The following is a 19,566-nucleotide window of genomic DNA, read 5'->3' on the forward strand; positions in this document are numbered from 1 at the left end:
CTCGTATCATACCGGCAGTCCGACCCGCGTCAAGTTAGCTAACAGACATAAGCGGACGGAAAACGAAGCGCCCTGCGGTTTTCGTCAAGCGCCGTCTACCTTTCAATTGCATGACAAACGGTGCCGGCTTTCAGGGGAAGCGCACATCACCGCCCGTTTTTGTGACAAATCCGACATGAAAAACTGTTACTGTTCATTTTTTTCGGACGTCGGACGGTCGGAACCCGCAGCGACCTGGGTCCGCGAGGCCGATCCACAGACCGGCAGGGTGGTGGCTTACGCCCGTGTCCGCACTGCATGACCGTCGGCAGCATCGGCTGCCGGCATCGATATCACAACCCCATGAGAAGAAATTGTATGGCTTTGCGTCGCGTTGCAACGGCGCTGCTGGTGGCTGGATTGATCACCGCGCAGACAGCACAGGCTCAGGTGACACTCAACTTCGTGAACGCCGATATCGACCAGGTTGCCAAGGCGATCGGCGCGGCAACCGGCAAGACGATCATCGTCGACCCGCGTGTGAAGGGCCAGTTGAACCTCGTGTCGGAAAATTCAGTCCCGCAGGAACAGGCGCTCAAGACCCTGCAGTCCGCTTTGCGCATGCAGGGTTTCGCGCTGGTGCAGGACCACGGCGTGCTGAAGGTCGTGCCGGAAGCCGACGCCAAGCTGCAGGGCGTGCCGACCTACGTCGGCAATGCGCCTGTCGCGCGCGGCGACCAGGTGATCACGCAGGTGTTCGTGCTGAAGAACGAATCGGCCAATAACCTGCTGCCGGTGCTGCGTCCGCTGATTTCGCCGAACAACACCGTGGCCGCTTACCCGGCCAACAATACGATCGTCGTCACCGACTACGCCGATAACGTGCGGCGCATCGCGCAGATCATCGCGGGCGTGGATACCGCGGCGGGCCAGGCGGTCGCCGTCGTGCCGCTGAGAAACGGCAACGCGATCGACATCGCCACGCAGTTGACCAAGATGCTCGACCCCGGCGCGATCGGCAGCACCGACGCGACGCTGAAGGTCTCGGTCACCGCCGATCCGCGCACCAACTCGCTGATGATCCGCGCCTCGAACGGCGGGCGTCTTGCCGCCGCGAAGGAACTCGCCAAGCAGCTCGACACGCCGACCACGATGCCTGGCAACATGCACGTCGTGGCGCTGCGCAACGCGGACGCCACGCGGCTCGCGAAGACGCTGCGCGGCATGCTCGGCAAGGGCGGCGACAGCGGCTCGTCGAGCGGCGCGAGTGAGGCGAATTCGTTCAACCAGGGCGGTGGCGGCGGCTTTGCGGGTGGCAATTCGACGGGCACTTCGGGCACCCCGCCGTTGCCGTCGGGCGGAATGAACAGCAGCTCGATGTCCTCGCCGCTGACCGGCAGCGGCTCGGGCGGCAACAATGCCTCCGGTTCCGGCGGCCTGCTCGGTGGCGACAAGGACAAGGGCGAGGACAACCAGGCCGGCGGCATGATCCAGGCGGACTCCGCCACCAACTCGCTGATCATCACGGCGGCCGAGCCGGTGTACCGCAATCTGCGCGCGGTGATCGACCAGCTCGACGCACGCCGCCCGCAGGTGTACATCGAGGCGCTGATCGTCGAGTTGAACTCGAACACGAGCGGCAACCTCGGCATTCAGTGGCAGATCGCGAACAACTCCCTGTTCGCCGGCACGAACCTGTCGACCGGTTCGAGCAACAGCATCATCAACCTGACGGCGGCCGCCGCGGCGGCCGGCACCACTGGCGGCCTTGCCACGGCGCTCGGCGGCGGGACTTTGCAGCAGGGCCTGAACGTCGGCTGGATACACAACATTTTCGGCGTGCAAGGGCTCGGCGCGCTGCTGCAGGCGCTGTCGCAAAACTCCGATGCGAACGTGCTGTCCACGCCTAACCTGATCACGCTCGACAACGAGGAAGCGAAGATCGTCGTCGGGACGAACGTGCCGATCCAGACCGGTTCGTATTCGAACCTCACGAGCGGCGCCACGAGCGCGGCGTTCAACACGTTCGACCGCGTCGACGTCGGTCTGACGCTGCACGTGAAGCCGCAGATCACCGACGGCGGCATTCTGAAGCTGCAGCTCTACACCGAAGACTCGGCGATCGTGAACGGCACCACGAACGCGACGACCAACCCGTCGGGCCCGGAGTTCACGAAGCGCTCGATCCAGTCGACGGTGCTTGCGGACAACGGTGAGATCATCGTGCTGGGCGGTTTGATGCAGGACAACTACCAGGTCAGCAACAGCAAGGTGCCGTTGCTCGGCGACATTCCGTGGCTCGGTCAGCTGTTCCGCTCCGAACAGAAGACGCGCGAGAAGACTAATCTGATGGTGTTCCTGCGCCCGGTGATCATCAACGACCGCGATACCGCGCAGGCCGTGACGTCGAACCGTTACGACTACATCCAGGGTGTGCAGGGTGCGTATAAGTCGGACAACAACGTGATGAGGGACAAGGACGATCCGGTGATGCCGCCGATGCCGCTCGGCCCGAGCCAGGGCGTGCCGCCCGCGATGAACCTGTTCGATCTGAACCAGATGCGCCGTCAGCAGGCGGCGCCGCCGCAAGCGCCGCAACAGGTACCGCAGCAGGCGCCGCAGGCCGTACCGCAAGCCGTGCCCCAGTCGAGCCAGCAGCCGGCGCTGCAAACCGCCCCGCAGCCGGTCACAGCGCCCTATCCGACGACCGGCACGGAGCCGACCACCGCATCACCGGGAGCGCGTCCGTGATTCAGGCGCCCGCGCAAACAGCGCACCGCGCTCAGGGCGGCGACTCCGCCAACGGCGAGCGCGCCGCGCCCTCGCCGCTCGCCGCGCGGCTCGTGCCGTACGGCTTCGCCCGCAACGGCCAGATTCTGGTCGCGCATCAGCACGCGGACAGCCTCGAAGTGTGGATCAGCGAGCGCACCAGCGAAGCCGCGCTCGCCGAAATCACGCGCAACTTCGGCGCGGTGTCGGTTGTACGTTTGCCTGCCGACGAACTCGTGCAGGCGATCAACCAGGCGTATGCGCGCCACGACGGCAGCGCCGCGCAGGTGGTCGGTGAAGTAGAAGGCGAAGTCGATCTGTCGCGTTTGATGCAGGACATCCCCGAGGTCGAGGATCTGCTGGAATCCGAAGACGACGCGCCGATCATCCGCATGATCAACGCGCTGCTCACACAAGCGGCGCGCGAACAGGCGTCGGATATTCACATCGAGCCGTTCGAGAATGCTTCCGTGGTGCGCTTCCGGGTCGACGGCACGCTGCGCGACGTCGTGCGCCCGAAGAAAGCACTGCACGGCGCGCTGATCTCGCGGATCAAGATCATGGCGCAGCTCGACATCGCGGAGAAACGCTTGCCACAGGACGGCCGTATCACCTTGCGCGTCGGTGGGCGTCCGGTCGACGTGCGAGTGTCGACGCTGCCGACCGGCCACGGCGAGCGCGCGGTGTTGCGTCTGCTGGAAAAAGACGCGTCGCGTTTGAACCTCGAAGCGCTTGGCATGGCGCCCGACACGCTCGTCAAGTTCGACAAGCTGATCGGCAAGCCGCACGGCATCGTGCTGGTGACCGGCCCAACCGGCTCCGGCAAAACGACCACGCTGTATGCGGCGATGTCGCGGCTCGAGACGACCACGACCAACATCATGACGGTCGAAGACCCGATCGAATACGACCTCTCCGGCATCGGCCAGACCCAGGTCAACGAGCGGATCGGCATGACTTTCGCGCGCGCATTGCGCTCGATTCTGCGGCAGGACCCGGACGTCATCATGATCGGTGAAATCCGCGACCTCGAAACCGCGCAGATCGCGGTGCAGGCGTCGCTCACCGGCCACCTCGTGCTGGCGACGCTGCATACGAACGACGCGGCCTCCGCAGTCACGCGTCTGACCGACATGGGCGTCGAGCCGTATCTGCTCGCCTCGTCGCTGCTCGGCGTGCTGGCGCAGCGACTCGTGCGGCGGCTGTGCCCGGTGTGCCGCGAAGAGCGCACCGAGGACGACGGGCGCGTGCGCTGGCATCCGGTGGGCTGCGACAAATGCGGCCAGTCCGGTTATGCGGGACGGCGCGGCGTCTACGAACTGTTGTTGATCGACGAGTCGATCCGCACGCTGGTCCACCGCAATGCGGCCGATGCGGAGATTCTCACGGCCGGCCGCGAGCAAGGCATGCGTACGCTGCGTGAGGATGCGAACCGCTGGCTCGAGTCCGGGCTGACCTCGCTGGAAGAAGTGATTCGCGTGACGGGCGGAGCATAAACGCATGCCGGCATTTCGTTTCGAAGCAATCGACGCGGCGGGCAAGGCGCAAAAAGGCGTGCTCGACGCGGACAGCGCGCGCAGCGCGCGTACCAACCTGCGCTCGCAAGGCCTCACGCCGCTCGTCGTCGAGCCTGCCGCATCGCGCATGCGCGGCGAGCGCAATCAACGGCTGTCGCTCGGGCGGCGTTTGTCGCAGCGCGAACAGGCGATTCTCACGCGCCAGCTGGCCAGTCTGCTGATTGCCGGTTTGCCGCTCGACGAAGCGCTCGCGGTGCTCACCGAGCAATCGGAGCGCGACTACATTCGCGAACTGATGGCGTCGATTCGCGCCGAAGTGCTCGGCGGCCATTCGCTCGCCAATGCGCTGACGCAGCATCCGAAAGACTTCCCTGAAATCTATCGGGCGCTCGTCGCCGCCGGTGAACACACCGGCAAGCTCGGGCTGGTGCTCTCGCGCCTCGCCGACTACATCGAGCAACGCAACGCGCTCAAGCAGAAGATCGTGCTCGCGTTCACGTACCCGACCATCGTGACGATCATCGCGTTCGGCATCGTCACGTTTCTGTTGAGCTACGTGGTGCCCCAGGTGGTGAACGTGTTCGCCAGCACCAAGCAGCAACTGCCCATCCTCACGGTGATGATGATGGCGCTGTCCGGATTCGTGCGTAACTGGTGGTGGGCGGTGCTGATCGGCGTGCTCGTGGTGGCGTATCTGGTGCGCTCGGTGCTCAGGCAACCGGGCCCGCGCCTCGCGTTCGACCGCTGGCTGCTGACCGCGCCGCTGCTCGGCAAGCTCGTGCGCGGCTATAACACCGTGCGCTTTGCCAGCACGCTCGGCATTTTGACCGCTGCGGGCGTGCCGATTCTGCGCGCCCTGCAAGCCGCCGCCGAAACGCTCAGCAACAATGCGATGCGCGAGAACATCGACGACGCGATCGTGCGCGTGCGCGAAGGCACGTCGTTATCGCGCGCGCTCGGCAATACGAAGACGTTTCCGCCGGTGCTGGTGCACCTGATCCGTTCGGGCGAAGCGACCGGTGACGTGACGACCATGCTCGACCGTGCGGCCGACGGCGAGGCGCGCGAACTGGAGCGCCGCACGATGTTCCTGACGAGCCTGCTCGAGCCCTTGCTGATTCTGGCGATGGGGGGCGTGGTGCTGGTGATCGTGCTGGCGGTGATGCTGCCGATCATCGAGTTGAACAACCTCGTGCAGTGATGCGTGAGGAGACTGGATTGCGCCGGGTGCGGGTTTGCCGGACGGCGGGCGCCGCGCAATCGGTTGAGGTGAGCCGAAGCGGTTGAAGCTGATTGATGCGTTACTCCGGCAAAACGCAGGCAAAAAAGCACAGTTCAGATAAAAGCGCGCAAGCCGCGCGCATTCGCTTCAGCGCCGGTGTTTAGCGCACGTAGATCGTAGGACCGCTGGCGTTGGCGGGCAGAAAGATTTCGGAGTGCGCGCCGTTGCGGTCGATGATGATCGAGCGGGCCCGGACCTCGGAAAGTTTGGCGCCTTGCATCAGCGTGCTGCCGAGCGACACCGCATGCGGCGGTTCGCCGCCCACGCTGACGATGGCCGCGGCGCCTTCGCGCAAGGCGAGGATGCCGAACAGATGCACGTCCTGGTTGACGCTGCGCGTGAGCTGGCCGCCGAACAGCGTGGCGGCCTGGTCGGTCGAGACCTGCGCGTGCGCGGCGGCTGCGGGCAACGGCGCGCCGGACATCGTGGTGAGCGTGATAACCCAGTAGGTCAGCGTCGCGCAAAAAACGGCGAACAGCGCGAGCGACAGAAGGCGGATTTGGATGGCGTTCATGCGCATCATTGTACGGACTATTGTGAAAATTGCGTTGCGTTGGAACCCTTCAACACCATGACATTAAAATGACCGCCCGGGCGTGTTCAATAGCGGCCTGATAGCTGACCAGCGAACCCGCCCAGTCGAAATTTTCACCTGAAAAGAGGTAGCAAGCTATGCAACTGTCGAACACTCGCCGCACTGATATCGCGGGTTCGCGCAGCCGTCGTCAGCGCGGTTTCACGCTGATCGAAATCATGGTCGTCATCGCGATTCTGGGCATTCTCGCCGCGCTGATCGTGCCGAAAATCATGAGCCGTCCGGACGAAGCGCGCCGGGTCGCCGCCAAGCAGGACATCGGCACGATGATGCAGGCGTTGAAGCTGTATCGTCTCGACAACGGCCGCTATCCGACCCAGGAGCAAGGCCTGCGCGCGCTGATCGAAAAGCCGAGCGCCGATCCGGTGCCGAGCAACTGGAAGGACGGCGGCTACCTCGAGCGTCTGCCGAATGATCCGTGGGGCAACGCGTATCAGTATCTGAATCCGGGCGTGCACGCTGAGATCGACGTGTTCAGCTACGGCGCGGACGGCAAGGCCGGCGGCGAAGGCAATGACTCCGATGTCGGCTCGTGGCAATAGGCGCGCTGCACAGCTTTTGATTCTCCCGCGCGCGCTGTCCGCGCTGCTCTGCAGTGATGCTCGCGCGCTTTATCGATACATCGTCGTTTGATCTTGGGTTGATCGTTTCGTGGCCGGCACTATGCGTATGTCCGCTTGCAAGTCCCCTCTGGACACTCCGTGTACGGTCTCGCCGCCGCGCGCGGCGTGCGCTGGCGCGCGTCGTTCGCGCCTCGCCGGCAGCCGGCGCCGCGACGCGGGCTTCACGCTGCTCGAAATGATGGTGGTGCTGGTCATCGCAGGCCTGCTGGTATCGTTGACCGCGCTGACGATGACGCGCAATCCGCGCACCGATCTGAACGAGGAAGCGCAGCGTCTCGCGCTGCTGTTCGAATCTGCCGGCGACGAAGCGCAGGTGCGCGCGCGGCCCATCGCGTGGCAACCGGTCGAGGGCGGCTTCCGGTTCGATCAGCGCACTGAAGACGGCTGGCGTCCGCTGCGCGACGATCTGCTCGGGCCCCGTCAGTGGGAAGGCGGCGTGACCGGCGTGACGATCAGCTATCCGGGCTCGGATTCGCAGCCGAGCCGCGTCGTCTTCGGCACCGAAGCGATCGACGTACCGGTGCAGATCACGCTGTTTTCGGCGGCGGGGCGCGCGACGATCGTCGGCACCGGCAATGGCCGCTATGAGGTGCACTGAAATGCGTCGTTGCAGCAGCAGGACCGCTCGCCAGCGCGCCGGACGCGCGCAACGCGGTTTCACGATGATCGAAGTGCTGGTCGCGCTTGCGATCATCGCGGTGGCGCTGTCGGCGTCGTTGCGCGCGGTCGGCAGTCTCGCGAGCGGCGAAGCCGATCTGCACCGCCGCCTGCTGGCCGGCTGGAGCGCGGACAATACGCTCGCGCAGTTGCGTCTGACGCATGCGTGGCCGGACGTCGGCGCAACGAGTTTCGATTGCTCGCAGGGCAATTTGCAATTGATCTGCACCGAGCATGTGACGGCGACGCCGAATCCGGTGTTTCGTCGTGTGGAAGTGATGGTGACGATGCCTGGGCGTTCCGGCAATCTCGCTCAGATGGTCACGGTGGTCGCGAATGAAAACAACCGCTCGCTCTGAGCGCCGCCGCCGATCGGGCGCGCGTGGCTTCACGCTGATCGAACTGCTGGTGGCGATCGCGATCATGGCGGTGATCGCCGTGCTGTCGTGGCGCGGGCTCGACCAGATCATTCGCGGCCGCACCACCATCACCAACGCGATGGAGGAAGAACGTGTCTTTGCGCAGGTATTCGACCAGATGCGGATCGACGCACGGCAGGCCGCGTCCGACGACGAATCCGGGCAGGCAGCAATTTCCCTGTCCGGCAACACGCTGCAGATCGTGCGGCAGATGAACTTGCCGGGCACGGCGCCGCGCCTGCAGGTGGTGCGCTACCAGGTGTCCAACGGACGCGTGATCCGTTACGCGTCGCCGCCGCTTGCCAATGCAGGCGAATTGGGACGCGCATTGCGCGGCAGCGAAGGCGAAGGCTGGAGCGCGGTGCCGTTGATGGGCGGCGTCCGTGCGATCTCCGCGCGGCTCTATGTGCCGAAGGTCGGCTGGACCACGCAGATGAAAGACGTGCAGAGCGCGATCACCGAGGCCGACAACAACCTGAAAGTGCCGCAGCTCGGCAATGCGCCGCTGCCGCGCTCGGTGACGGGGCTCGAAGTGAGCGTCGGCGCGCGCTCGCTGGCGCGGCCTGTGACGCGGGTTTTTCTCGTCGGAGAATGAAATGAAATTCTCTTGCTCATCTCCGCGACGCTTTTCATCTTCTTCGCGCTCGCCATCTCGCGCACGGGAGCAAGGCGCGGCGATCATCAGCGCGCTGCTGGTCGTCGCGTTATCGGCGATTCTGGTCTCGGGCATGCTGTGGCGCCAGCAGGTGCAGATTCGCCGGATCGAAAACCAGCGGCTGCTTTCGCAGGCGCAATGGGTCGCGCGCGGCGCATTGGACTGGACCCGTCTGATCCTGCGCTCGGAAGGCGATACGTCGGCCGGCATCACCTATCTGGGCGGACTGTGGGGCGTGCCGATCGCGAAGACGCGCCTGTCCGATTTCCTTGGCCAGATCGGCGAGGTCCGTGCCGAGCAAGGCGCGGCAACCTATCTGTCCGGATCGATCGAAGACGCGCAGGCGAAATTCAATCTGCGCAATCTGGTGGCGAGCCCCGCGCCCGGCGTGATGCAGCTGAACCTCGAACAGATCGGCGCGTATCAGCGCCTGCTGGTGTCGCTCGGCGTGAACAGCCAGCTCGCGAAAGCCACCGCCGTACAGGTGCGAAACAGTCTCTCGCAGTCGGCGACCCGCTTCCAGAGCGTCACGTCCACCAGCGGCTCGACGACATCCGCGACGCCGACCATTCAAGGCGGCGCCACCGGCGGCAGCTTCACCGACAAACCCGGCATCGAAGACGGCGACGACAACGCGGCGGTCGCGCCGTTGCAAATGACCGGTGTCGATTCGCTGCTCGACATTCCCGGCTACACACCGGAGATGGTCGCGCGCTTGCGCCCCTTCGTCACGGTGTTGCCGACCGTCACGGCGCTCAACATGAACACGGCGTCGGCCGAAGTGATCGCGGCGGTCGTGCCGGGCATGAGCCAGTCGGCCGCGCAAAGTTTCGTCGCGAGCCGCACGACGGTGTTCTTTCACAACGTCAGCGACGTGCAGCTCGCGTTGCGCGGCGCTGGCGTGCAATCGGTCGCGATCGATCCGGCCGAAATGGACGTCAATTCGAACTACTTTTTGATCCATGGCCGCGTGCAGCACGAACGCGCCGAGGTGGACCGCACGACGCTCGTCTATCGCGACGCGATGACTCACACTACGCGTATCGTGCGGGTACAAGACCAACTATGAATAACGCAATTCCCGGAGAGAGTGGCCTTTGAGCACGCTGATCGTCCTACTGCCGCCGCGTGACCCGGCGGTGCCATCGCAGGAATGGCAATTGCCCGAGCTGCCGTTCGTTCTGCTCGACAAGTCGGGCCGCACCCAGCGCGCCGGCCGCTCCGCGCTCGCGCTGCTGCCGCGCGCGACGTCGACGGTGCTGATGGTCGCCGCGCGCGACCTGCTGATGATGCCCACGACGCTGCCGCCGCTGCGCGGTCCGAAGCTGCGTCAGGCCCTGCCCAACATCGTCGAGGATCAGCTGATCCAGGACCCGCAAACCTGTCACATCGCCGTCGACCCGCAACCGGCCGCGGGCGGCCGGCAGCTGCTCGCGATCATCGACCGTGGCTGGTTCCGCTTTATCTGCGAGGCATTCACGACGGCCGGTCACCGCAGCTTGCGCGCCGTGCCGGTGACGCGCTGCCTGCCGCAGGCAGCCGCGCCCGCTACCCTCGCCGAAATCGCGGAACTGGTCGACGCGGGCGAGCCGACGCTGGCGGGCTCGGCCGACGTCGCGACGGCGCTGCCGGGCGTCGCGCCCGTGGTGGCGCCCGATGTCGCCGCCGTAGTGCCGATGGTGGCCGCCGTGCTCGGCGCGGTGGTGCCGACCGCGCCCGCCTTGCTGCTGGAAGGCGTGGTCGAGAGCGGCGTGCCGCGCGTCGAACTGGCGATTGCGCGTGGGGTGCAAGGCGAAGGTATGGCGGTGCCGGCCAATGCGGTGAACACGACGCTCGGCGCGCTCGCCGGCGCGGCGTCCGTCTCGCTGTACATGCTGACCGAAGTGCCGGGCAACGAGCCCGGTCTCGCCGCGAACAGCCCGGCGCGGCTGGCCGCGCATATCCACGGCGCGAGTCCGTTGCCGTTCGAGCAGCTCGCCCGGCGCGCGCTGGAGTGCCGCTTCGATCTGTGCCAGTTCGAGTTCGCGTCGCAGCCGTGGCGGCTCGACCGCGCGACGCTGCGGCGTCTGCGCCTGCCGGTGCTGCTGGCGATCGGCGCGCTGGTCATCGCGATTGTCGGCGCGAACGTGCAGTGGCTGATGCTCGCGCGCGAACGCGACGCGATCAGCACGCAGATGACCGAGCTGCTGCTCAATACCTTCCCGAAGACGACGGTCGTGCTCGATGCGCCCGGTCAGATGTCGCGCCAGTTGCAGCAGCTGCGTGTGGCGGCGGGCGAACTGTCGCCGGATGACTTCCTGTCGCTCGCCGACGGCCTCGCGCGCTCGCTCGCGCCGGTGCCGGTCAACGGCATCGCGGCGCTCGACTATCACGACCGGCGGCTCGACGTGACCTTCAAGCCCGAGGTCAAGCTCGACCCCGACTTCGCGAAGCGCCTCGGACGCAACGGGCTGAGCGGCGCGATCGACAGCAATACCGGCAAGTGGACCATCAGGAACGGACAATGAAAGCTGAACTCGCTCAAACATGGGCCGGCTTCTGGGACCAGCGCACCGAGCGCGAAAAAGCCATCATCACGTGGGGCGGCGGTGTGCTCGCCGTGGTGCTCGCGTGGTCGGTGCTGTGGGCGCCGGCGCAGGAAGGCCGCGTGCATCTGCGTGAATCGCTGCCCAGCCTGCAGCACCAACTCGCGCAGATGACCGCGCAGGCGAACGAAGCGCGCGCGCTTTCGGCGGTCGCGCAAGGCGTCGCGCCGACCGGCGCCGCGCTCAAGGATGCGCTCTCCGCGTCGCTCAGCGATCACGGGCTTGCTGCCACGCAGGTGCAGGTGATCGGCAACGCGGTGCAGATCCAGATGAAGAACGCGTCGTTCCCGGCGTGGACCAGCTGGGTCGACGATGCGCGCAAGCAGTTCAAGGTGCAGATCGCCGAGGCGCATGTCACCGCGCTGAAGGACGACGGCCAGGTGGATCTGACGGCGTCGTTGCAGCCGTCGACCGCGAAATGAGCGCGGCGCTACGGGGTTTCGCATGAGTTACTGGATGCGGCGCGCGCGCGCCGCGCTGCCGTGGGCGGTGGTGGGCGGGCTGGCCTCGGCGGTGGTGATGCTCTCGCTGTTGCCGGCCGCCTGGATCACGCCGCAGTTCGCGCGGCAAACGGGCGGCCACGTCAATCTGGTCGACCCGGCCGGCTCGCTCTGGCACGGCTCGGCCACGCTGATGCTGGCCGCCGGCTCCGACATGAGCGCCGCGACGCTGCTGCCTGGCCGGATCGAATGGAGCACGGCGTTCTGGCCGCTGTTCACCGGCCGTGTGCGTATGGTCATGCGGCATAGCGAGGCGATGCCCGACCCGATCACGGTCGACGCCACGCCGCGCAGCGCGACCGTCACGCCCGGCACGATCGCCGTGCCGGCTTCGCTGTTGAGCGGTCTCGGCGCACCCTTCAATACGCTCGATCTGCAGGGCAATGTGCAGCTTTCCTGGTCCGACTGGCGCAGCTTCAACCGGGAAGCGTTCGGCCAGCTGACGGTGACGCTGAACGATGTCAGTTCGCGCGTCTCGCTGGTCAAGCCGCTCGGCTCGTACCGCGTGACCTTTCAGGCGCAAGGCGCATCGTCCACGCTCGATCTGACGACCCTCAAGGGCCCGCTGATGCTCAACGGCAACGGCACGATATCTGCCGCGTCGACGTCGTTCCACGGCACTGCCAGCGCCGCCCCCGAAGCGCGCGAAAACCTCGCGGGGCTGTTGAATCTGCTGGGCCGGCCGAGCGGACCGGATACGGTGACGTTGACGTTTGCACACTGAGGTTCGCGCGCCGACGTTTGCGGCTGGCGCGACGATGCGGGTCACCTGCCCGGTTGCGTTGGCACGATAGAAAAGAGGCATGGGCGCATTTCGCGGCCATGCCTCTTTTGCTTCGCACCGGCGAGCGCCGAGGCGCTTATCTGCTCTGAACCTGCTGTTGCGGCGCGGCCCCGCTCTGCGCGACGGGCACCGCCGATGCCGCCTGCAACGGCGCCGGCGCGGCCACGTCGCCGGTTTCGCGATTCATCTGCGATGCCTCCCAGCCGCCGCCCAGCGCCTTCACCAGACCCACCGACGACACCATCCGTTGCCCAGCGATGCTCTCGAGCTTCTGCTCGGCCGTGAACGCCGTGGTCTGCGCGGTCAGCACGTTGACGAAGCCGACTGTGCCCGCCTTGTACTCGTTCGTGACGATGGCGAGTGCCTGGCGGGCCGAGTCGACCGCTTGCCGCTGCACGACGATTTCCTGTTCGAGAATGCGCAGCGACGCGAGGTTGTCTTCGACGTCCTGGAACGCGGCCAGCACCGTTTGACGGTAGCTGGCGACGTCCGCGTCGTAGTTGGCGCGGGCGGCTTCGGTCTGGGCCTTACGCAGACCGGCGTCGAACAGCGTGGCCGCGAGTTGCGGGCCGACCGTCCAGAAGCGCGACGGCGCGGTCAGCAGCTGCGAGAACACCGAATTCTCGAAGCCGCCGGTAGCCGACACCGTCAGCGACGGGAAGAACGCCGCAATCGCCACGCCGATCTGCTCGTTCGCGGCAGCGGCCTTGCGTTCGGCCGACGCGATGTCCGGACGCCGCTCCAGCAGCGCCGACGGCATCTGCGCAGGCACGGCGGGCGGGGTTGCGGTGAGCGGCATTGGCGGCAGCGTGAAGACCGAGGCCGGCACGCCGATCAGGACGGCGATCGCGTGCTCGTCCTGCGCGCGCTGGATGCCGTTGTCGATCGCGGCGGCCTGCGCGGACTGCAACTGCGTTTGCGCCTGAATCACGTCCGAGCGCGCGGCGACACCTGCGGCGTACTGATTCTGCGTGAGTTGCAGCGAGCGTTGATAAGCCGCGACGGTGTCGTCGAGCAGCTTCTGGGTGGAGTCGAGCGCGCGCAGCGAGAAATAGGTTTGCGCGAGCGTGGCCTGAGCGGACAGCCTGGCGTTCGCCAGATCGGCGGCCGCGCCCTGCTGGCCCGCTTTCTGCGCGTTGACGGAGCGAGTGACCGAACCCCACAGATCGGGCTCCCAGCTGGCGTCGAGTTGCACGTTGAAACTGTTGCCGACGCCGGAGCGGCTGCTGCCGGTCGTCGAGCTTCCGCTGGATGCGATGCCGTTGCCGGAACGCGTCGCGCCCGCCGAAGCGCCGATCACCGGGAAATACGCCGAACGCGCCTCGCTGACCAGCGCGCGTGCCTGCCGATAGGTGGCGGCGAATTGCGCGACGGTCTGGTTTGCGGCGTTCAGCTTGTCTATGAGCGCGTTGAGTTGCGGGTCTTCGTAGATCGTCCACCAGTCGCCGCGATCGTGTTGGTCGGCGGGTTCGGCGACTTTCCAACCGGGGGCGGCCTCCTTGAACGACGCGGGGATCTCGGTGGCCGGCCGCTTGTAGTCTGGGCCGACAGCACAAGCGGCCAGCAGCGTGGCGAGGGCCGCTGTTATCGCAATGGTCAGGGCGCGAGGCGCAAGCGGCCGCGCGCGCGAGATTCGATCAGACTGCATGCAATGAATTCCTTCTGGACGCCGCAATGCGGCCGATGGCGGCACCGTCGGCCGGGCGATATCTTGGTCTGCCGAAATGTTAGCGTATGAGCCCGCGTGAACGCGGGAAACTGAAAGGGTAATGCGGGGATGCGCGCAGGTGTGTTACTTAGGGTGTCGCGATGGTTACGTGCTGTTACCGGCGCGGCCGGCAGCCTGATCGAGGCCGTTAAACCCGTGATTCGGTCGATGTGGTCTGGCGCGCCAGTCGGCCCGCCGCCGCCCGGCATGGCGCATCGCCGCGCGCCTGGCAGACGCCTGCGGGACTGGCCGCATGGGTCGCGTTGCCTGCCGCTGTCGTGACGCCTTCGGTCAGGGCCGGCGCAGCGGCCCGCTTCACCTCTGTCGCCTGCGCGACCCTCCTGCCCCGCCGATGCTCGACCCAAGCCAACACCGCGACCCCCACCGACCCGCCGGGCAACACGAACAGCCCGGCGAACAGCGCCAGTTTCCACCAGCGGTGCGGCCCCTTGAAGCTATGCAACGCGGAATCGGTCAGGGAGCGGCTCAAGCCGCCGAGGGTGTTTTTGAGGTACAGCATGGGGGAAATCCTTTTTGCACGGCGCGCTCGCGGCGTGCAGACAATCGGTCAGAACATGGGCTCGGAGGCGGGTAACTCGTTGCCTGTAATAATATTGACTATGCAATTAAATTTCAACATACTTTGCGCCGCGCGCGTGTTGCGTGTTGTTTTTCCGTTGGCCGCGAAGCGCATCATTTGATTTGACTTACCTGCTTAGGCAGCTAAACTTCATTTCTGCTTCCCGATGTATTGGAACCACCATGACCGACGGTCCCTACAAAGCAGACGAGATTCAGCTGACGACGAGTCTCGGCTACTACCTGACGAAAGCGCGCAACGTGCTGGTCGAGCGGACGGATCGTGCGGTTAAACCGCTCGGGCTGACCGCGCAGCAGATCGGCGTGATCGTGATGTTGTCGTCGCGGCGCGCGAGCACGCCGTTCGAGCTGTCGCGCGCCATGTCGTATGACAGCGGCTCGATGACGCGTCTGCTCGATCGACTTGAAAAGAAAGGCTTTGTCGTCCGCACGCGCAGTGACGCCGATCGCCGGATGGTGAAACTGGAACTGACGCCGCAAGGTCACGACGCGGCACGCCAGCTGCCCAGTCTCGGCGCGGCGGTGCTGAACGAGCAATTGCGCGGCTTCTCTGCCGACGAGCATGCGACCTTGATCGAGCTGCTCGCCCGTTTCATTGCGAACGGTCCCGGCGACGGAATCGGCGCGGCTTGCGGGTTGGGGCCGCAATCGGAGTCGCAGGGAGAATCACCCAAAGCGGCCTCGCCGGACTGCGGCGGCCAGTAACCAAAAGGCGTTTTTTTGACGCGCCGTTGCCTTTATATATCTGTCAGGGCAGAGGATGTTCCGGCATATAAGTGCGCTGGTCGAAAGGCGTAATAAAGCTGCCCTGACAAGCTTTCCCGACTGAGGAGAAGAACTATGGACGCCACGGCTTCCGCCGTTGCCCGGCCCGCCGCCGAACCCGCCCCGCTCAAGGGCGGGGCGCTCGCCTTGCTGACCGTCGGCCTCGCGCTCGGCACCTTCATGGAAGTGCTCGACACCTCGATCGCGAACGTTGCGGTGCCGACCATTTCCGGCAGCCTCGGGGTGGCGACCAGCCAAGGCACGTGGGTCATCTCGTCGTATTCGGTGGCATCGGCGATCGCCGTGCCGCTGACAGGCTGGCTCGCGCGGCGTGTCGGCGAAGTGCGGCTCTTCACGCTGTCCGTGCTGCTTTTTACGATTGCATCGGCGCTGTGCGGTTTCGCGCACAACTTCGAATCGCTGATCGGGTTCCGGCTCGTGCAAGGGCTGGTCTCCGGGCCGATGGTTCCGCTTTCGCAAACCATCCTGATGCGTTCCTATCCCCCGGAGAAGCGCGGGCTTGCGCTCGGCCTCTGGGCGATGACCGTGATTTGCGCGCCGATTTTCGGACCCGTGATGGGCGGCTATATCACCGACAACTTCACGTGGCCGTGGATCTTCTACATCAACGTGCCAATCGGGCTGTTCTCGGCGGTGTGCGCCTATCTGCTCCTGCGCGGCCGCGAGACGAAGACCACCCGTCAACGCATCGATGCAGTAGGCCTCGCGTTGCTCGTGATCGGCGTGTCGTGTCTGCAGATGATGCTCGACCTCGGCAAGGACCGTGACTGGTTCAACTCGACATTCATCGTCGCGCTGGCGGTGATCGCGGTGGTGTCGATCGCCTTCCTGCTGGTGTGGGAGATGACGGAGAAAGAACCCGTCGTCGATCTCTCGCTGTTCAAGGACCGTAACTTCGCGCTCGGTGTGCTGATCATTTCGTTCGGCTTCATGGCCTTTTTCGGGTCGGTGGTGATCTTCCCGCTGTGGCTGCAAACGGTCATGGGCTACACCGCCGGCCTGGCGGGCCTCGCGACCGCGCCGGTCGGCCTGCTCGCGCTGTTCCTGTCGCCGCTGATCGGCAAGAACATGCACCGGCTTAACCTGCGCATGGTGGCGAGCTTTGCGTTCATCGTGTTTGCGTTCGTCTCATTCTGGAACTCGACGTTTACGCTCGACGTGCCGTTCAATCACGTAATCTGGCCGCGTCTCGTGCAAGGTATCGGCGTGGCCTGCTTCTTCGTGCCGATGACGACCATCACGCTGTCGAGCGTACCCGACGACCGGCTCGCCAGCGCGTCGGGTTTATCGAACTTTTTCCGGACTTTGTCGGGAGCGATCGGCACCGCAATCAGCACGACGTTCTGGGAGAACGACACGATCACCCATCACGCCATGCTGGCCGATTCGGTGAACGTGTATTCGGCGAACACCAACGCCTACACCAATGCGCTGGCGGGGATCGGACTCTCCGGCGATGGCGTTACCGCGCAATTGAACCAGGTGGTGACCGCCCAGGCGTACATGATGGCCACCAACGATTTCTTCCGCATCTCCTGCGCGGCGTTTCTCGTGCTTGCGGTACTGGTGTGGATTACCAAGCCGCGCAAAGGCGCAGGTCCTTCGATGGGGCATTGAGCTTTATCGCCAGGCTTCGCACGCTTACGTGGGCAACCATGCGAGATCTTCGCATCGTTGCCCACGTTTGTATTCATCACGGCATCACTACTGTGTCACGGCTTCGCCTGTGCTCGACGGCATCGACTGACCTTGCGTGGAATCCGGATGCATGGCCGTGGGCGCCGCAGGCGGAGTTGGTTTCACGTCGCCTTGCGGTGCGCCGGCAGTCCCGTCGCGCACGTATTGCTTGAAGTCGGCGCCGGCTTCCCAAGGGTTCGGCTTGCAGCCCAACGAGCCGTCGCAATGCGCGGCAAAGCCGATGGTCGCCGTGCCGTCCGGGTTCGCCGCGCGCGTGATCTGATACGCCAGCGCACGCTTGCCGCCGTCCGGTCCGGCAGTCTGAATCAGCGAGTCGGTCGCGGATTCAATCTTGTAGGTCGAATGGGTCGATACCCATGACTGCGCCCGTTGCCACCACAGGTCGCATTCCGCTTTGTTCGAACACGTCAACGGCTTCGTCGCGATCTGCATGACGTCCGGATCGACCTGGCCTTGCGTCGAACATCCCGCCGCTGTTGCTAGACACAGCAGCGCGGCCAACAGACCTTTGTTCATCACGTCGATACCTCCTGCCTGGGAGCGTGTCATACCAGGTTGGACCACGGTGCTGGTGTGGTGTTTCATCTGCGTCAGGGAATCGTCAGAGGGCGCGGAGAATTTGCCGATCCCGTTCGACGCGCGGCCGCACGTCACGTAGTCGTTACCTGCGGATAGTAAGGGCGATAAAAAAGCGGCCACGTCGGCCGCTTTTTCGTCATTTCGCTATGCGTGTCGTTCAGACGCTGAAGCGGTTCAACGTGTACGCGCGATAAGCGGCGACGAACGCGTCGAACGAACCGACTTCTTCACGCTCGAGTTTGCTCTGCTCGGCCAGCGACTGCGCAGCGAGTTCAGTGAATGCCTGCGTTTGCGCGGCGTCGAGCGGACGCGAACGGAAATACGCGGCGTGCGCTTCGCTTTGCTCAAGGCCGAACGCGAGAAAGCTCTGCTGCTTGTCGCGCATGATTTGCAGCACACGTGCCGACGGCGTCAGCGTCACGTCCGCGAGCTTCGCGCGTTGGACAGCCACGGCGCGCGCGTGCTCGTCGCCGCCCTGCAGCTCGTCGAGCGCGGCGGCCGCCGCGTCGATCTGGCTCATCAGTTCGTCAGCCCAATCCATCATCGCAACGGGGCTGCCGTCGCGCGTCAGTTCGAGGCCGGGCTTGCGCCCTTCCATCGTCACGCGGCCAAAATTCTGATTGGCTTCGCAATAGGCGGCCGGCGGCAACGGCGCGCTGTCGTCGAGCGTGCAGACGAGCAGGTACGCGTCGAGAAAGCGCGACGTCTCCAGCGAAATTCCACTTGGCTCGAACGGATCGATATCCATGCAGCGCACTTCGACGTATTGCACGCCGCGCGCGGCCAGCGCATGCAACGGACGCTCGCCCGGATGCGTGACGCGCTTCGGACGAATCGTCGAGTAAAACTCGTTTTCGATCTGCAACACGTTGGTGTTGATCTGTACCCACTCGCCGTCGCGCTGCGTGCCGATCGCCTCGTAGGCCGGGTAAGGCTGGCTCACGGCCTTTGCGAGCGCGTCGAGATAGCCCGGTAGCGTGTCGTAGTCGGCATGCAGGGCGGCTTGCGCGGTGGTGTTCGAATAGCCGAGGTCGCTCATGCGCAGGCTCGTGGCGTACGGGCGGTACAGCGTGTCGGCGTCGAACGTTTCCAGCGAGTGTTTGCGATCGCGGAGAAAACGACGATCCAGCGCCGGCGACGCGCCGAACAGGTACATCAGCAGCCAGTTGGTGCGGCGGAAATTGCGAATCAGCGCGAGATAACGTTCGGACTGGAAATCGACTGCGGTAGCGGTGGATTGCTGGTCGGCATGCAGGAGCCGCCACACTTCTTCGTTCAGCGAATAGTTGTAGTGGATGCCTGCGATGCACTGCATCGCGCGGCCGTAGCGCAGCGCAAGGCCAATGCGGTACACGTACTTCAGCTTGCCGATGTTCGACGTGCCGTAATGCGCGATTGGAATGCCTTCGTCGGTGTCGGGCAGCAGGCTGGGCATCGAGTTGTTCCACAGGATCTCGTCGCCGAGTTCCGCGTAGACAAAACGATGCAGGGTGTCGAGCTTCTCGAGCGTCACCGCGACGTCGTGTTCGGCGGGTGTGATCAGTTCGAGCAGTGCTTCGGAATAGTCGGTGGTCAGCGAGGGATGCGTGAGCGCCGAACCCAGCGCGCGCGGATGCGGGCTCAAGGCGAGCTTACCGTCCTGCGTGACGCGCAGGCTTTCCCTTTCGATGCCGCGCAGACCGCGTGTCAGCGCGTCGCGCTGCGGGCCCGAGGTCAGCACGGACAAGCGGTGCAGGAACGCGTCGGTCGTGCGGGGAGGTGTCGTTGTGTTTGGCATTGATGCGAGTCGGGCGATGTCGGCCGCCATGTGCCGCTCGACTGCTCGCGGGC

At 65.2% G+C, this 19,566-nt stretch carries 18 protein-coding genes; 13 read left to right on the forward strand and 5 right to left on the reverse strand.

Features of this window, described 5'->3' with window-relative positions; all coding sequences use genetic code 11:
• Positions 1 to 357 precede the first annotated feature (357 nt).
• From gspD to gspF, 3 genes are read left to right on the forward strand one after another with little or no spacing between them, the layout of a single operon-like run.
• Positions 358 to 2,730: a type II secretion system secretin GspD gene (gene gspD / locus HV770_RS13525; RefSeq protein WP_175160300.1), complete on the forward strand. Its 2,373-nt coding sequence runs from the start codon at positions 358 to 360 to the stop codon at positions 2,728 to 2,730.
• The gene (gene gspE, locus HV770_RS13530) at positions 2,730 to 4,244 is read left to right on the forward strand and encodes a type II secretion system ATPase GspE (protein WP_425497421.1); all 1,515 of its coding nucleotides are present in this window, start codon (positions 2,730 to 2,732) and stop codon (positions 4,242 to 4,244) included. The genes gspD and gspE overlap by 1 nt, the downstream gene beginning before the upstream one ends.
• Positions 4,245 to 4,248: 4 nt before the next feature.
• Positions 4,249 to 5,466: a type II secretion system inner membrane protein GspF gene (gspF, locus tag HV770_RS13535; protein ID WP_175160303.1), complete on the forward strand. Its 1,218-nt coding sequence runs from the start codon at positions 4,249 to 4,251 to the stop codon at positions 5,464 to 5,466.
• 181 nt (positions 5,467 to 5,647) lie between these two features.
• On the opposite strand, the gene HV770_RS13540 is transcribed toward gspF, so the two are convergent.
• Positions 5,648 to 6,061 (reverse strand): type II secretion system protein N, encoded by a 414-nt coding sequence (locus HV770_RS13540; protein WP_175160305.1) that lies wholly within the window; start codon positions 6,059 to 6,061, stop codon positions 5,648 to 5,650.
• A 158-nt stretch (positions 6,062 to 6,219) separates the two neighbouring features.
• On the opposite strand from HV770_RS13540, the gene gspG reads away from it, so the two are divergent.
• The 8 genes from gspG to HV770_RS13580 all read left to right on the forward strand — a co-directional run bounded on the left by gspG (position 6,220) and on the right by HV770_RS13580 (position 12,305).
• Positions 6,220 to 6,684 carry a type II secretion system major pseudopilin GspG gene (gene gspG / locus HV770_RS13545; RefSeq protein ID WP_175160307.1) on the forward strand — a complete coding sequence of 155 codons (465 nt, stop codon included), beginning with the start codon at positions 6,220 to 6,222 and terminating at the stop codon, positions 6,682 to 6,684.
• A 121-nt stretch (positions 6,685 to 6,805) separates the two neighbouring features.
• On the forward strand, positions 6,806 to 7,363 hold the full coding sequence (locus HV770_RS13550) for a GspH/FimT family pseudopilin (protein ID WP_175160309.1): 558 nt from the start codon (positions 6,806 to 6,808) through the stop codon (positions 7,361 to 7,363).
• A gap of 1 nt (position 7,364) precedes the next feature.
• A complete protein-coding gene (gene gspI, locus HV770_RS13555) occupies positions 7,365 to 7,781 on the forward strand; it encodes a type II secretion system minor pseudopilin GspI (protein ID WP_175160311.1) in 417 nt (138 codons plus the stop codon).
• Positions 7,759 to 8,436, forward strand: coding sequence for a PulJ/GspJ family protein (locus HV770_RS13560; RefSeq protein ID WP_175160313.1), 678 nt, complete (start codon positions 7,759 to 7,761; stop codon positions 8,434 to 8,436). The genes gspI and HV770_RS13560 overlap by 23 nt, the downstream gene beginning before the upstream one ends.
• Before the next feature lies 1 nt (position 8,437).
• The gene (gene gspK / locus HV770_RS13565) at positions 8,438 to 9,565 is read left to right on the forward strand and encodes a type II secretion system minor pseudopilin GspK (RefSeq protein WP_175160315.1); all 1,128 of its coding nucleotides are present in this window, start codon (positions 8,438 to 8,440) and stop codon (positions 9,563 to 9,565) included.
• A gap of 28 nt (positions 9,566 to 9,593) precedes the next feature.
• On the forward strand, positions 9,594 to 11,003 hold the full coding sequence (gene gspL, locus HV770_RS13570; RefSeq protein ID WP_175160316.1) for a type II secretion system protein GspL: 1,410 nt from the start codon (positions 9,594 to 9,596) through the stop codon (positions 11,001 to 11,003).
• Positions 11,000 to 11,503 (forward strand): type II secretion system protein M, encoded by a 504-nt coding sequence (locus HV770_RS13575; RefSeq protein ID WP_175160317.1) that lies wholly within the window; start codon positions 11,000 to 11,002, stop codon positions 11,501 to 11,503. Before gspL ends, HV770_RS13575 begins: the two co-directional genes overlap by 4 nt.
• A 22-nt stretch (positions 11,504 to 11,525) precedes the next feature.
• Complete coding sequence (locus HV770_RS13580; protein ID WP_175160318.1) at positions 11,526 to 12,305, forward strand: type II secretion system protein N; 780 nt, start codon at positions 11,526 to 11,528, stop codon at positions 12,303 to 12,305.
• Positions 12,306 to 12,441: 136 nt separating this feature from the next.
• On the opposite strand, the gene HV770_RS13585 is transcribed toward HV770_RS13580, so the two are convergent.
• Positions 12,442 to 14,013 (reverse strand): efflux transporter outer membrane subunit, encoded by a 1,572-nt coding sequence (locus HV770_RS13585; protein ID WP_175160319.1) that lies wholly within the window; start codon positions 14,011 to 14,013, stop codon positions 12,442 to 12,444.
• 208 nt (positions 14,014 to 14,221) lie between these two features.
• The gene (locus tag HV770_RS13590; protein ID WP_175160320.1) at positions 14,222 to 14,593 is read right to left on the reverse strand and encodes a hypothetical protein; all 372 of its coding nucleotides are present in this window, start codon (positions 14,591 to 14,593) and stop codon (positions 14,222 to 14,224) included.
• Between the two features lie 242 nt (positions 14,594 to 14,835).
• Between HV770_RS13590 and HV770_RS13595 the strand changes: the two genes are divergently transcribed.
• The gene (locus tag HV770_RS13595; protein WP_175160321.1) at positions 14,836 to 15,378 is read left to right on the forward strand and encodes a MarR family winged helix-turn-helix transcriptional regulator; all 543 of its coding nucleotides are present in this window, start codon (positions 14,836 to 14,838) and stop codon (positions 15,376 to 15,378) included.
• Positions 15,379 to 15,513: 135 nt separating this feature from the next.
• Positions 15,514 to 17,076, forward strand: a complete 1,563-nt coding sequence (locus HV770_RS13600) for a DHA2 family efflux MFS transporter permease subunit (RefSeq protein ID WP_175160322.1) — start codon at positions 15,514 to 15,516, stop codon at positions 17,074 to 17,076.
• A gap of 87 nt (positions 17,077 to 17,163) precedes the next feature.
• Here the strand turns inward: HV770_RS13600 and HV770_RS13605 are convergent, their stop codons facing one another.
• Together HV770_RS13605 and gshA are read right to left on the reverse strand one after the other, a co-directional pair.
• Complete coding sequence (locus tag HV770_RS13605) at positions 17,164 to 17,673, reverse strand: hypothetical protein (protein ID WP_175160323.1); 510 nt, start codon at positions 17,671 to 17,673, stop codon at positions 17,164 to 17,166.
• Between the two features lie 220 nt (positions 17,674 to 17,893).
• Complete coding sequence (gene gshA / locus HV770_RS13610; RefSeq protein WP_175160325.1) at positions 17,894 to 19,513, reverse strand: glutamate--cysteine ligase; 1,620 nt, start codon at positions 19,511 to 19,513, stop codon at positions 17,894 to 17,896.
• Positions 19,514 to 19,566: the final 53 nt, after the last annotated feature.

The sequence above is a fragment of the Paraburkholderia fynbosensis genome, from assembly GCF_902859935.1.
GTDB lineage: Bacteria > Pseudomonadota > Gammaproteobacteria > Burkholderiales > Burkholderiaceae > Paraburkholderia > Paraburkholderia fynbosensis.